Origin of the sequence: Listeria immobilis, assembly GCF_014322845.1 — a bacterium.
Classification (GTDB): Bacteria; Bacillota; Bacilli; order Lactobacillales; family Listeriaceae; genus Listeria; species Listeria immobilis.
The window spans coordinates 1-14,399 of sequence record NZ_JAASUA010000006.1; the positions used below are offsets into that span (position 1 = coordinate 1).

Here is a 14,399-nt window from a genome sequence, read left to right on the forward strand (position 1 = left end):
CTTAATAACACCACAGAAACGAATGGCTTTTATAAAATTACTGTAAATGGCAATGTTGGCTGGATGAAAGCATCTTACTTTGCAAGTAAACCTGTTTTAGAAAATGTTTATGCTAAATCAGCTATTGACTTAAGATCCGCCGCTAATTGGGATAGCTCTATAGCTTTTACTCTTAAAGAAGGTGACAAAGCCACACTTAATAACACTACAGAAACGAATGGCTTTTATAAAATTACTGTAAATGGTAATGTTGGCTGGATGAAAGCATCTTATTTCTCTAAAGAACCAGTTCTAGAAACACTTTATGCTTCCTCTCAACTTAATTTACGTTCAAAACCTGATTGGAACAGCCCTATTTCAGCAACAATCTCAGTTAACACACAAGTAAAGTTAAATAATACAACATTAACCAATGGATTCTATCAAGTTACTGCCGCTGATGGGAAAACTGGCTGGATGAAGCTAAGTTATTTTTCTACTTCTTCCGTTTTAGAAACTTGGTATGCAGCTAGTGATGTAAACTTACGTCAAAGTCCATCTTGGGATAGTCCAGTAGTTATAAGTATTCCTAAAGGAGCTAAAGTAGCTCTAAATAATACAACTCTTACGGATGATTTTTATCAAATTACGTATAATAACCAAACAGGATGGATGAAACGTAGTTACTTTGTAAAGTAAACATTTTATTTTTCCAAAAAAAGTGGCCAGGATATAAGTCTTGAAAAATAGAAACCAGAAGCAAAAATCGTGCAAATAGATTTTTGGTTCTGGTTTTTTATTGGGAATAAAAATAGTGACGCTTATCGTGACTATCCGTAGCAGTATATTTTCTTAAAAATACCATTAAAAGAGTAACTCCTAAATCGCTTTTCACTTTTTCTTCTCCCCGCACAGATAATTGAGTACAGCACAAAAAAGCCTTCAAATATCTAAAAGCTGGTTCGCTCCTTTTTTAGCTTATGTACAATTTGTACGGAACGAACATGAGGAATAATTATCACATTCATAGTACTTAAGATAACAAGCAAAACCGTAACAGTCTGTTCGAATGCTATAAATTACGAAAAGGTTATTTGAACAGAGAAAAGTATCTAAGTGTTCTTTGTACATCCAATTTCAAGAAAGAAATGGATTCTGTTTTATATGTCTTTATCTACTCCTTTTAGTAGATAGAATAGGTTATTAACCGCGTCTATTCAGCTGAAATCTTATAGTTTCGTTCACTACCATATCCAGCTTCTACTACAATATAGGACGGTAATTCTAAAAAAATTTTCTTCCATTAGTTCAAAAAAAGAAGTAACATACGAGGGATTAGTAAATACACCGTAACCTAAGATATATTGCTTGTTTATCGCTATTTGTAAATAATAATCAGCTTTTATTTGTTTATTATGTATATACTCCTCTTTCATCCACATAAATGTTGCGCCTATTCCGTTTTAGAAAAGCTATTCCGATTGCCGAAATAGTAAAATAGCGTTGGCATTTCCGTTTGCGTGTTAGAAAGCATTGTAACTGCTTAAAGGCATGTTTCGGGAGCTCTTATTTCGAACAAAGTCCTTGATTATAATCTTTCGACTTTACCTAAAGAGATTGAAGGTGTTTTTCCGTCGATTCCCTCATTAGTTTATTGTTTAATCACTGCTATTCTTTCAAAAGTGGCCTTTTTTTATGTATTGAAAAATGGATTTGATTACCCCTCTTATAAAGGAATTTTCAAATCCATTTTTCTTTTTACTAGAATTTATGTCCCAGACTCTTCCTATTTTACTGGGAAAGCAACAACTATGTTGTCTCCTGCTTTATCTTGTGAAACACTCGAATCGAATTTATCTGGATTTGGCACACCAATTTTAGGGTCCATAGCCAAATCATTATATAACGCTTCCGTCATAGTGAATGTTAGTAATCCTCGGGCTGTTTTACCAGCTGTAAAAATATAGGGATCTGCCTTGCTTCCCAACAAATGAAAATTAGTAGGTATAAAATTATCTAAGCTGCCTCCAACAAACTCATTTGCTCCAACAAGACTAATTTGATCTGCTTTGTACATTTTGTCTTTGGTAGAAGTATTTTTTATTGATAAGTCTAAAGTAATAACATAACCATTTTTATTAGCTAGGTAACTTTCAGGATTACTAGCATTAACAGTTTTGTTTGCATCTACAACATGTTCTACCTTATATTGATTGATTTCTATTGTTAAATTTTGAAATATTTTTTGAAATGATGGCGAACTTGAAAGGTATGTTGTTGTAACAGTCCCACCTAGAACTGGTTTTACATTTGAATATTTAAAACCTGTTGTGGATAAAGAAAATGTTGGTGTTGTCTCATTCTCATTATTTTCCGGGCTTGTTGAATCTGTATTATTTTTTGAAGGAGTATTTTTTTCTACTTCTGAACTTCCTTTAGTTACTGTCTCTTTGTCATCAGTTACTGAATCTTTAGTAGTCTCTTGTTTATCAGTTTGAGTTGGCTCATTTTCTTCTTTTGGCGTAGCTGCAGATTTTTTAGTCTTTGTTTCAGTTGTTTGTTTATCTGCTTCTTTTGTTGGAGTATCATTAAGGGCATAAGCACCGATTACAACACCGCCTATCAAAATCACAATTAAGATTGTTAAAATAAATATTCGTTTTTTCATATAAATAACCACCTTTTCTACTCACTTATAATATACCAAATAGCATCACATATTACAATAGTGTTACAAACTCATTGTTCCTATTCCCTTTTTTCTAAAAACAATGCATAAAAAAGCCAAATAGTTTTAAGTGATAAATAGCATCGCTCAAAATCTATTTGGCATTTAAATTATTAATTATTCAGCAGTTTTTGAACGTTTTGCTGCTTTTTCACGTTCGTTTTTATTAAGAATTTTTTTGCGCAAACGGATTGATTCTGGAGTTACTTCACAAAACTCATCTTCGTTCAAGAATTCTAATGATTCTTCTAAAGATAAATGACGTGGTTTTTTAATAACATTTGTTTGGTCTTTATTCGCAGAACGAATGTTAGTCATTTGTTTTGCTTTAACAATGTTAACAGCGATATCGCCTTCACGATTATTTTCTCCAACAATCATACCTTCGTAAATATCCGTACCAGGTTCAACAAAAATAGTACCGCGATCTTCTACTTGCATTGTTCCGTAAGTAGTTGATTTACCAGTTTCCATTGATACAAGAACACCACGACTACGTCCACCAACACGTCCTTTTTGGATTGGTTGATAGCTATCGAATGTATGGTTGATAATACCATATCCACGAGTCATTGAAAGGAAATCTGTTGTATAACCAATTAATCCACGAGCAGGAACGATAAATTGTAAACGAACTTGTCCGTTACCGTCGTTAATCATGTTTTTCATTTCACCTTTACGTTGGCTAATAGATTCAATAACAGATCCCATGAATTCTTCAGGAGTATCAATTTGAACATCTTCTACTGGTTCACATTTCACGCCATCAATTTCACGAATGATAACTTCAGGTTTAGAAACTTGTAATTCATAACCTTCACGACGCATTGTTTCAATAAGAATGGATAAATGAAGTTCTCCACGACCTGAAACTACCCAAGCGTCTGGGGAAGCTGTTGGATCTACACGAAGCGATACATCTGTTTGAAGTTCTGCTAGTAAACGTTCTTCAATTTTACGACTTGTAACATGTTTACCTTCACGACCAGCGAAAGGACTGTTATTAGTAACAAAAGTCATTTGCAATGTTGGTTCGTCAATACGTAAAAGTGGAAGTGCTTCTTGATGATCAAATGGTGTTACTGTTTCACCAACGAAGATATCTTCCATTCCAGCAAGTGCTACTAAGTCCCCTGCTTTTGCTTCTTTAATTTCGTCACGTTTTAGTCCGAAGAAACCGAACATTTTCGTTACACGGAATTGTTTTACAGTACCGTCAAGTTTAATTAATGCAACTGTTTGCCCAACATGCATTGTTCCGCGGAAAACACGGCCAATACCGATACGACCAACATAATCATTATAATCAAGTAATGAAACTTGGAATTGTAAAGGTTCATCGCTATTATCAACTGGTGCTGGGATATGTTCAATAATTGTGTCTAAAAGTGGTTTCATTGTTTCTTTTTGTTCTGCAGGGTCGGAATCATAACTTGAAGTTCCGTTGATTGCAGATGCATAAACAACTGGGAATTCTAATTGATCATCATTTGCTCCTAGTTCGATGAAAAGTTCTAATACTTCATCTACTACTTCTTCTGGGCGAGCAAAATCACGGTCAATTTTATTAACTACGACAATTGGTGTTAAGTTTTGTTCTAATGCTTTTTTTAGTACAAAACGTGTTTGAGGCATTGTACCTTCATATGCGTCTACTACTAAAAGAACACCATCTACCATTTTCATGATACGTTCTACTTCTCCACCGAAATCGGCGTGTCCAGGTGTATCCATGATATTTACACGTGTATCTTCATACTTAATCGCTGTATTTTTTGCTAAAATAGTAATACCGCGTTCTCTTTCTAAATCATTGTTGTCCATCGCACGTTCAGCAACTGTTTCATTGTCGCGGAATGTACCTGACTGGCGTAATAATTGGTCTACAAGTGTCGTTTTACCATGGTCAACGTGGGCAATAATTGCTACATTACGAATATCATTTCTTAAATTCAATCTTGTTTCCTCCTAAATTAAAAATCCAAACATTTATCGTGAAGATTAGCCAAAAGAAAGAGGAAAATAGATTTATTTTCCTCCGTCGCTATCGTCTCGTTTAAATCAACTTACCTATTATAGCATAGCTAGGCGGATTTGGCACGATTTTTATTTTCTGAAAAGCCGTTTTTTTATGTTGAGCGCTTTCTTTAAGGCAGGTAGTTATTTAATAGCGTTTGATAAATTTTAGGTGCTGCAACGATTGAAGTTCCTTTTTCTAAGAGATTCATTTTTTCGCCATTTATTCTAGTTACAATTCCGCCTAGCTCCTCCACAATAATTTTTCCCGCCGCAATATCCCAAGGTTCTAAATTTGCAGAAAGATATGCTCCTGCTCGTCCAGTTGCGACATCCATATATTCAAGTGAAGCTGCACCGTGAAGTCGTAAGCCACGTGAAACTTTCACAGCCTCCCACATTGTTGGGAATTTTCTTGTAACACTTAAATTTGCAATTAACAGCGCATCTTGAAGTTCTATATCTGGATTGATTTTCGGAATTGTTTTGCCATTGACTGTTGCGCCTTTTCCTCTTTCCGCAAAATAGAGTTCGTCTCGCACAACATCATAAATATAAGCAAGCTTTCCAACACCATCTTCATAAACAGCAAGCGAAATCGCGAAATCCCTTTGTTGCTCCACAAAATTAAGTGTGCCATCAATTGGGTCAAGAATCCAAACAACACCTGTTAAATCGGTTACTGAATCTGCCATCCCCTCTTCACCAAATAACCGATGCTCTGGAAAATTTTCTTTGATTTGTTGAACAAAAAATGCTTCTGTGTCTTTGTCCATATTTGTTACAAGGTCATTTCTACCAGACTTAGTATCAATATCTAATGTTTCTTTAAACGACTGCTTAATTTTCGCCGCTGCTTCCATAATCCATAAACGTGCTAAATAATCTATTTTTTTACTATCCATACGCACACCTCTTTATACCTGTTTTGTTTATTTTATCACAAAAATGAATTATCTGAATAGAACAAGATTCTTTCCCTCAGAACTTAACTTCCGTATAATAAAACTATACGCAAAATTAGGAGGAAATCTTATGACTTTTAAAGGCTTTACAAAGAAAGATTTTAAAACAATGCAAATTCCTGGGCTTGAAGCAAGAATGGCTGGGATTCAAAATGATATTCAACCAAAATTTAAAGCAGCTGGCGAGGAATTAACAACGTATTTAAGTACTCAGCTTGGCGAGGAAATGTTTTTACATATTGCGCGACACCAAAGACGTTCTGTTAACCCACCCGAAAGCACTTGGTTAGCAATCTGTCACGACAAACGTGGTTATAAAAAACATCCACATTTTCAAGTGGGGCTATTTGATAACTACTTATTTGTTTGGTTAGCTTTTATTTATGAAAATGAACAAAGCGCCAAAATTGCCAATCGCTTTTTGAAAGAGAAAAAATTATTTGCTGATTTACCAGATGGTTTTGCGATTTCACCAGATCATACAGAAGAAAAAACCTATCCCGTACATAGTGGAGAATTAGTGCCTACTTTGGAACGTTTTCGTGATGTGAAAAAAGGGGAATTTTTAGTAGGAAAAATATATTTGCCGGATGATGCCGCTTTGGCTCCTGGAAAAGCCTTCCTAAAAGAAGCGGAATCTGTGCTAGATGAATTGATCCCGTTCTATAAAGCTTCCTTACAATAAAAGATGTACAAATAGTGTTAATCTAGGTATAATGGTAGAGTTGTGAATTATTACTGGTTTGAAGGAGTTGAGGAACGTGAAAAAGGAACAGCAAACAGCAAGTGACCCTGGTCCGCATCGAAGTATTCATACAGGTGATTTTTCACGGGAACGAGACTTAAACCGCGTGAAATTTACCTGTTAAAAAAAGGAGGTAAAGAGCATGCATCAAATTTTCAAATCAGATGAAAAAGGCAAATTAATGGAATTAGAGGAAGTAACACGCAATTGTTGGATTAATATTGTTGCCCCTACTTCTGAAGAAATTAATAAAATTGCCGATAACTATGAAATTCCACTAGAATTCTTAGAAGATCCACTAGATAAAGATGAAAGCGCCCGGATTGAACGTGACGATGATTCTGATTCCGTTTTAATTGTTTGTGACTTTCCGGTAGTAGATGAAGATGATATTCATTATGCTTCATTTGAAACCATTCCAATGGGGATAATTATTACGAAAGACTACTTTATTACGATTTGTACGATTGATTCTTCTATTGTGCAATCATTTATCCGAAACCGTATTAAAGGCTTTTATACACATATGAAAACACGATTCGCCTTACAAATTTTATATATGATTTCAACGACTTTCTTACGGCACTTAAAACGCTTAAACCGTCAAACAGATGAGATCGAAAAAGAATTACATGAATCAATGAAAAATAAACAGTTGTATGATTTAATGGGTATTGAAAAAAGTTTGGTTTACTTTGTGACTGCCCTTAAATCCAATAAAGTTGTCCTTGACAAAATGATGCGCCAAAACATCGTTAAAATGTACGAGGAAGATCAAGACTTACTGGAAGATGTTATAATTGAAAATCGCCAAGGAATCGAAATGGCGGAAGTTCACTCGAATATTCTAAGTGGGATGATGGATGCATATGCCTCGATTATCTCCAACAACATGAATATCGTGATGAAATTCCTAACTTCTTTTACTATCATCTTGACTATTCCTACCATGGTATTTAGTTTTTATGGAATGAATGTTAAATTACCCTTTATGAATACTCCTCTAGCGTGGATGCTAACGCTTGGATTTGCGTTTGGAATTGCCGGCGCACTTGCGATTGTATTTTGGCGGAGAAAATTCTTTTAACTAGGACAAAAAAACGAATGTACTATCTAACCATTTGTTAGACAGTACATTCGTTTTTTCTTATCGATTAATGTTTTTTAGAGTTGTGAAAACGTTCTAATATCAGCTTTTCTCCATGATTCGACATAACAAGTTGTATCTCTTCTAACACAATCACTTTTAAGTCTTTGCTACTTGTTAAAATAGTTAGTTTTGAACCAAATGGATGCTGATTTAAAAATTGTGTTAGTTCAACAATACCAATGCCCCCAGAAGTAGAATAAGCGCGTTCTATTTGTTTTCCTTTTTGAGGAATAGATAATACTAAATAGAATATGATTCCTCTTTCTACACTACCACTTGTTTCCCACCATGTGATGGTTGTTTCTAAAGGAATTGAGGCTGCCTCTATGTCGTTTTTAGCTTGTTTATTAAGCAGAATGAGTAGAATAATCATTACTACTAATACTATAATACTAGTAGTTAACCAAATAATACCAATTAAACTCGGTACAGCTATAAAAGAAAAGTTGATACTCATGAAAGATAAAATTGCGATAAAAATAGCCAGATTTGCTTTTGAGTTATTGCTCATTTCTAATCCTCATTTATTCGTTTATTTTAATACAAATCCCTATTTAGCCTCTTTGGAAAGCCGACTGAGCTGTATTTGCATCGGCTACCGTTTTAATTACTAATTTTTCAGGTTGATTTGGTAGATAAATAACCGAAACCACACGACCAGGTTGTAGTTGTTCTACGCTGGAGCCAGGAAAAGTTTTTACTACGCTAACAGGTACGATACTTTGATCTACTTTCGTTAAGTCCAAATCTAGCTCTAACTCCACACGTTCTGCTGTAAGTGAACCCCTTGGTCTCATTGCTTTTACAGTCGCATAACTTTCTACACCATTTTGACTAATCTCTAGTGATTCTTTACTTATCAATCCTTTTTTCACAGCTACCATATTAAATATGGACTGCATTTTTTCTTGCGACAGTGTTGGATCTCCAGCTTTTGGCAACCCTACTTTTCGATTTTCACCTACGAGAACATTGATTGGGGAATTTATTTGAAAACTCGCCAATTGTGTTAATGGGATTATCGTGGTTATCGTTGTATCAAATTGTTCGCCACTTTCCTCTGTTACTTGTACTTTTAATTCTACTTGCGGTTGCTCGTTTATATATGTTCCCGTTTGCCTAACTGATTCAATAATCCCTAATGCAGGAACTCCATTTTTAACTCGTCCGCCAAATCCTGATAACACCAATGGCAAAATACTGCTGATAACGAGGATTGCTATTCCGCCATATAGTGTATACCGAAAGGCCGATGAAGAGAAAACCTCCATATTATCTCGATTAAAAAATATATATGCCATTGAACCAAAAATCATTATAAAACCAATTGCTCTTCCTAAACTTCCTACTATTTTCATTGTTATTTCCCCTCAATTCATTTTTAATAATTGTGTCATTTTTTTATACATATCCGAAGATTTCTTATATTGTCTTGTTTGCTCTGCGCAGATAGCAATCGTTTCATAAATCAAAATTAGCCTATTAGCACTATTTGCTTGTTCGAAAAATGGTAAGCATTCTTCCGCTATCGCTTCTGCTGTTTTAAAATTTTCTTGTAAAAGCGCTAACTGGCATTGATAAAATTTTACTGCGTATACTTGATCAGGTGTTTTATTCGCTTTTTGTAAGCCTGCCAGTATTTCTTCTAATTTCGCAACTGCACCACCAGCTAATGCAATATCCGCTTTATGTAGTTCAATTAATGTCCAAAATGTTGTATCTATATTCTTTTGTTGCTGAAGATATTTTTCAAAGCGTTCCACTTCCTGCGCGGCGTCACCCAATCGATTTGTTGCAATCAGCATTAAAATACGATTATTAAAAATAGTGACTAGATACGTACCAGCTGAATCATCCATGTAAACTAAATATTCTTCTGCCTTAGCTAAATTAACAAATGCCTCTTCATAAAGCTTCAAATAAAAGCAATACGCACTCTCTGCAATATAGAGGCTAGAAAGGTGATGTGATAGATTTTCACTTTGAACACGATGCAGTGTGTCTTCAAAACTTTTTTTTGCTTTATCGTATAATTTCAGTGCTACCAAGACTTCCATCTCAATCTTCTTTATAGCAATCCAAACCTCTGCATCATCTTCCAGGATAGGTAACAACAACTCCATATATTTGCTACTTTCTTCTAATTTTGAAATGGACCGATAAAATTGTAACTTGTAATAGAAAAAAGCTTTTCTTAACGGGAGCGGTAATTTTAAAATGGATACATCATCAAAATTTTCCAGATAAAAATTTAAATAATTTTTATGCAATGCTTGGTAATTTTCCTGATTGTTCGTCGCCTGATAATAACATGCTTTCATCAATGCTGTTGAAAGTTCGAGTACAAGCGCATCGTTTTGTTCTGGTATCGAAGCCACATATGCATCATCCAACTGTTGAAATAACACAATACGACGGAAAGTTTTTTCGGCTTGGTTGTTAATTTCAAAAGAGTTGTCTTCTGCGTGCAGTATATAATCTGTTGTCACACCCAAGCGCTCTCCAAGTTGTTTTGCTATATCATCTGCTAACAAATAACGTCCTGCTAGAATATTTGAAAAATGAGGTAATGTTATAAGTCCATTAACAAGTGTTTTTCTTGATATCCCCTTTTGCTGTATCAAAAAATTAATCCGTTCTTTTAACAACTTTTCACTCCTTCCCCTTACCACCTCTATATTTTAACACATTAAATTGCTATATTTAAGCTGTTTTCACACATACAAAACAGCATGATAACCAGGTTCTTTTAACTTCAAAAAAGAAGAAAAATTTTGTTAATAAACCTATTTCCCGCAAAATTTTTGCTAGAATTGATAACTCTTTTTGTACCTTTCTTTTCTTCTCTAGATTTATTTGGGTAAAAATCACTTTTTCTTATTTCCAACTAAACAATAGGTTCTTTGGTGATAAAAAATAACTAACGCGATAAATCCCAATCAATAGAAAATGGATTCGGAATCCTCTATACAGAGAATAAACAAATCCATTTTTAATTGGTTAAACTTAATTTTATTTATGATGTCTTCTTTTTATTTAGTTAACTCGTCGTTTAATAAAGTTCGTAATTGTTCCGGACTAATGTGTTCATCGAAAATATGCTCACCAACAATAACAGTTGGAACAAATACAATATTTGCTTCATTTGCTTCACGGATAATTTTTTCAGATGCTTCTTTATTATCCTGCTCTGTTAATCCTAGAGTCGCTTCCATATAGGTCGCTACTTCCTCTAAAGATAGATTTCCCCACTCACCTTGTGTACTATAAATTTTATTAATTGTTTCGCGTGTTTTTTCTGGTGTGGAATAGTCTAAATAACGGTGCGCCACATTTCCACGTTGAAGTGATTCTTTTTCTTTATCAAAAGGTTTAATGATAAGCTCGATTTTGCCAGCTTGAATAAACTCTGTTAGAACATCTTTTGATTTTTCGTTCCACTCACGACAATATGGGCAACGCAGATTAATAAATGACATTACTTTTACCGGAGCTTCCTTATCTCCTACGTGTATCCCTACTTCTGGTGTTACAATGCTTGCTTTAATTTGACTAATATCCATGAAAAATTTCCTCCTTTTTAATTACGGTTGCATTTTTATTTTGCTTGTGGTTGCATCTTTTACTAATTGCATGACTTTATAAGCAGAATAGCCACTTGCTTTTTCAAAGTCTAGACCAAGACGTTTTTCTTCGCCTTTAGAAGGAACCACTTGTTTAAAATTATGGTATTTTTCTTTAAGTTCTAACGTATCAATGCCTTTTTCATATGCGCGTTCGATAGCCTCTAAAAATTGGACAACAATCGTCATTTCTTCCGTTGTCCAGTCTGGATTTAGCGGATAACTATATTCCATTAATTTATTCCTCCTTTATCAAGTTGCATTGCTTCTAATTTACTCGTTGTTTTCATCGCAATTTGCTTCAATTCTTTTTGTTCGTCCTCTGAAAGGTTAAGTTCTAATAATTCTTGTACTCCAGAAGCGCCAATAACGGCTGGTACGCTAATAAAGACTGGTTCATCTAATCCATAAGCTGTCTTAACCTCCACGCCTACTGTAAGCACTCGCGCCTCATCTCGTAAAATCACTTCTGTTAATTCTGCAAGCACGGTCACTGTACTAAATTGAAACGTGCAATCATCTTTATTTTCAAAAGGAAAATCAGGAATCTTTGTCATTCTTTGCGCAAGGTTTTGTAAATCTTCGGAAGTGATTCTTTTTGGCTCTTCCGCTAAATAACTTAAAATTGGTTTTCCGCCAAGAAATGCCCTGCTCCATACTGGAATGACATCGTTCGAATGATCCCCTATAATATAACCATGAACATTTTTGGGACTAATTTTAAATAATTTTGCTATTTCTACTTGAAAATAGGATGTCGCGAGAATGGTTCCAAGCGTGATAATTTGGCTTGCTGGTAAACCCGAAAAACGTTTAACTAGTGAAGCAACTGTATTACTTTCTGCCGTTGCGATAATAACATTCCCTTGAAAACCAGTTGCCATCATCTTTTTCACTTTTTCTTTGATTAAAGCCAGGTTTTCTTCTTTTGAGATAGTAGAATCAGACATTTCTTCTTGAAAAAAGATCATTAAATCAGCATTTCTACACTCGTTAAAACTACCTATATCAATAGTTGCAGCAGGATGATAATAACTAGCATACTGAAAATCTTGAACGCTTGACTTCGCTAGCTCATCTATTAAGTAAATCTCTGCAGAAATTTTTTTCAGAAGAATTGTATGAATATAGAGGCTTTGTAAATTGCTTCTTCCAATAATGACAATTTTCTTCTTCTTAGATGTCACGATTATCTCCCCCTCATCAAGTCTACTAATATTATTTTAGCATGCTTACTTGCTAGAATAAACTAACTTGACCACATAAATAAAAAGCATCGCCTAATTCGCTTTGCTTTTTACAAAATATACTCATTATCAAACCATTTCACGCCGTTTTGCTTTGATACGATAGGTTGCAAAACAGAAAAAAATCGGTAGTATATAACTTACGATAATTAAGATAATAACTTCCAAAATTCCTTTCCCAATGTAGCCGCCAGTCATTTTTATAAAACCTGTAATGGGCGTTTCAAGAATTTGAATAACAGATCTCCATCCACCCGTATCATGCATATGGTGTATAAATCCCACAATAAAAGCAACAATAGTTAATAGAAAGCAAATTCCTGCAATCACATAACCACACCAAAATAGCGTTTTCTTCCAAGTTGCTGTTTGTTTCTCCATTTTTTCACCTGATTCAATTAGATTTGACTTGTTAAGTTTACCTTTTATATTATACTACTTTTTTTCTAAAACAGGTAATTTATTTCAAAAAATGAACTAAAAATAATTCTTTAATTAAAAAGCGGAAATACCCATCAAAGGATATTTCCGCTTCGTTAGTATTACATATGAATTGGGCGACCTAAAGCGAGTTCAGCAGCTTCCATTGTTAGCTCTCCAAGTGATGGATGAGCATGAATAGTAAGTGCAATATCTTCCGCAGTAATGCCTGATTCGATTGCTAAGCCAATTTCTGAAATAATATCAGAAGCATTCATTCCGGCAACTTGTGCACCGATAACTAAGCCATCTTCTTTACGGGTAACTAAACGAACAAATCCTTCAGGTGCATCTAAAGAAAGTGCACGACCGTTACCGCCGAATGGGAACTTAGCAGCTTTTACGTCAAAGCCTTTTTCTTTTGCTTCTTTTTCAGTTAAACCAACTGTTGCAAGTTCTGGATCACTGAATACAACTGCTGGAAGTGCAGTATAGTCGTTTTCAGCTTTTTCGCCAGCAATTGCTTCTGCCGCAATTTTCGCTTCATAGCTTGCTTTATGTGCAAGTGGAACACCGGGAACAATATCGCCAATCGCGAAAATGTTTGAAACGTTAGAGCGACCTTGTTTGTCAACTTCTACTAAACCGCGTTCTGTTACTTTTACGCCAGCTTGTTCTAAACCGATTTCGTCTGTATTTGGACGACGACCTACTGTTACTAACACATAGTCAGCTTCAATAGTTTTTGTTTCACCATTTGCTTCATAAGTTACTTTTACGCCGTTTTCAGTTTCTTCAGCGGATTTTGCAAGTGCTTTAGTAACCATTTCAACGTTTTTGCTTTTTAGATTACGTTTTACAAGCGAAACCATATCTTTTTCGTATGTTGGTAAGATTTCTGGACCGCCTTCAAGGATGGTTAATTCTGTTCCTAAGTTAGCAAACGCGCCACCAAGTTCTGTTCCGATATATCCGCCGCCAATAACGACTAATTTTTTCGGAACTTCTGTTAGGGCAAGTGCACCAGTTGAGCTTAATACACGTTTACCATATTTGAAACCAGGGATTTCGATTGGACGAGATCCTGTTGCAATAATAACGTTATTAAATGTATAAGTTTGAGCGGAATCAGGATGGATCACACGTAAAGAATGATCATCCACGAAAAAAGCTTCTCCTTCTAACATTTCTACTTTATTTTTCTTAAGAAGGCCTTTAACTCCTGATGTAAGCTTGTTAACGACGCTTCCTTTCCATTCTTGTGCTTTAGTGAAATCTAAGCTTACGTTATCAGCTGTGATTCCCATGTTATCAGAATGATTTGCTTCTTTAAAACGGTGACCTACAGTGATAAGTGCTTTAGAAGGAATACATCCAACGTTTAAACAAACACCGCCGTAATATTCTTTTTCAATAATGGTTACTTTTTGTCCGAGTTGTGCTGCTCGAATTGCGGCTACATACCCACCTGGGCCTGCACCGATGACTATGGTGTCTCTTTCTTCTGGAAAATCGCCTACTACCAT

At 35.0% G+C, this 14,399-nt stretch carries 14 protein-coding genes; 3 read left to right on the forward strand and 11 right to left on the reverse strand.

Annotated features, from left to right (window positions below; translation table 11 throughout):
• A partial coding sequence (locus tag HCJ45_RS08790) for an SH3 domain-containing protein (RefSeq protein ID WP_187124549.1) occupies positions 1-678 on the forward strand: 678 nt, incomplete at its 5' end.
• 1,087 nt (positions 679-1,765) lie between these two features.
• Here the strand turns inward: HCJ45_RS08790 and HCJ45_RS08795 are convergent.
• From HCJ45_RS08795 to HCJ45_RS08805, 3 genes are all read right to left on the reverse strand, one after another.
• On the reverse strand, positions 1,766-2,647 hold the full coding sequence (locus HCJ45_RS08795; RefSeq protein WP_187124550.1) for a DUF5068 domain-containing protein: 882 nt from the start codon (positions 2,645-2,647) through the stop codon (positions 1,766-1,768).
• A 177-nt stretch (positions 2,648-2,824) separates the two neighbouring features.
• A complete protein-coding gene (typA, locus tag HCJ45_RS08800; RefSeq protein WP_187124551.1) occupies positions 2,825-4,663 on the reverse strand; it encodes a translational GTPase TypA in 1,839 nt (612 codons plus the stop codon).
• Between the two features lie 191 nt (positions 4,664-4,854).
• Complete coding sequence (locus HCJ45_RS08805) at positions 4,855-5,628, reverse strand: inositol monophosphatase family protein (RefSeq protein ID WP_187124552.1); 774 nt, start codon at positions 5,626-5,628, stop codon at positions 4,855-4,857.
• 130 nt (positions 5,629-5,758) lie between these two features.
• Here HCJ45_RS08805 and HCJ45_RS08810 point away from each other — a divergent pair, with 130 nt between their 5' ends.
• Both HCJ45_RS08810 and HCJ45_RS08815 read left to right on the forward strand, forming a co-directional pair.
• Positions 5,759-6,373, forward strand: a complete 615-nt coding sequence (locus tag HCJ45_RS08810; protein ID WP_187124553.1) for a YktB family protein — start codon at positions 5,759-5,761, stop codon at positions 6,371-6,373.
• 202 nt (positions 6,374-6,575) lie between these two features.
• Positions 6,576-7,520, forward strand: coding sequence for a magnesium transporter CorA family protein (locus tag HCJ45_RS08815; RefSeq protein ID WP_187124554.1), 945 nt, complete (start codon positions 6,576-6,578; stop codon positions 7,518-7,520).
• Between the two features lie 67 nt (positions 7,521-7,587).
• On the opposite strand, the gene HCJ45_RS08820 is transcribed toward HCJ45_RS08815, so the two are convergent.
• From HCJ45_RS08820 to lpdA, 8 genes are all read right to left on the reverse strand, one after another.
• The gene (locus tag HCJ45_RS08820; RefSeq protein WP_187124555.1) at positions 7,588-8,094 is read right to left on the reverse strand and encodes a hypothetical protein; all 507 of its coding nucleotides are present in this window, start codon (positions 8,092-8,094) and stop codon (positions 7,588-7,590) included.
• Positions 8,095-8,137: 43 nt separating this feature from the next.
• Positions 8,138-8,941, reverse strand: a complete 804-nt coding sequence (locus HCJ45_RS08825; RefSeq protein ID WP_187124556.1) for a hypothetical protein — start codon at positions 8,939-8,941, stop codon at positions 8,138-8,140.
• 12 nt (positions 8,942-8,953) lie between these two features.
• Entirely contained in the window at positions 8,954-10,231 is a 1,278-nt protein-coding gene (locus HCJ45_RS08830) for a helix-turn-helix transcriptional regulator (RefSeq protein ID WP_187124557.1), read from the reverse strand.
• Between the two features lie 384 nt (positions 10,232-10,615).
• Positions 10,616-11,146, reverse strand: coding sequence for a DsbA family protein (locus HCJ45_RS08835; RefSeq protein ID WP_187124558.1), 531 nt, complete (start codon positions 11,144-11,146; stop codon positions 10,616-10,618).
• 21 nt (positions 11,147-11,167) lie between these two features.
• The gene (locus HCJ45_RS08840) at positions 11,168-11,440 is read right to left on the reverse strand and encodes a UPF0223 family protein (RefSeq protein ID WP_185348969.1); all 273 of its coding nucleotides are present in this window, start codon (positions 11,438-11,440) and stop codon (positions 11,168-11,170) included.
• The gene (locus HCJ45_RS08845) at positions 11,440-12,393 is read right to left on the reverse strand and encodes a Rossmann-fold NAD(P)-binding domain-containing protein (RefSeq protein WP_185348968.1); all 954 of its coding nucleotides are present in this window, start codon (positions 12,391-12,393) and stop codon (positions 11,440-11,442) included. The genes HCJ45_RS08840 and HCJ45_RS08845 overlap by 1 nt, the downstream gene beginning before the upstream one ends.
• 129 nt (positions 12,394-12,522) lie before the next feature.
• On the reverse strand, positions 12,523-12,834 hold the full coding sequence (locus HCJ45_RS08850; RefSeq protein WP_187124559.1) for a hypothetical protein: 312 nt from the start codon (positions 12,832-12,834) through the stop codon (positions 12,523-12,525).
• Positions 12,835-12,995: 161 nt separating this feature from the next.
• Positions 12,996-14,399, reverse strand: coding sequence for a dihydrolipoyl dehydrogenase (lpdA, locus tag HCJ45_RS08855; RefSeq protein WP_185348966.1), 1,404 nt, complete (start codon positions 14,397-14,399; stop codon positions 12,996-12,998).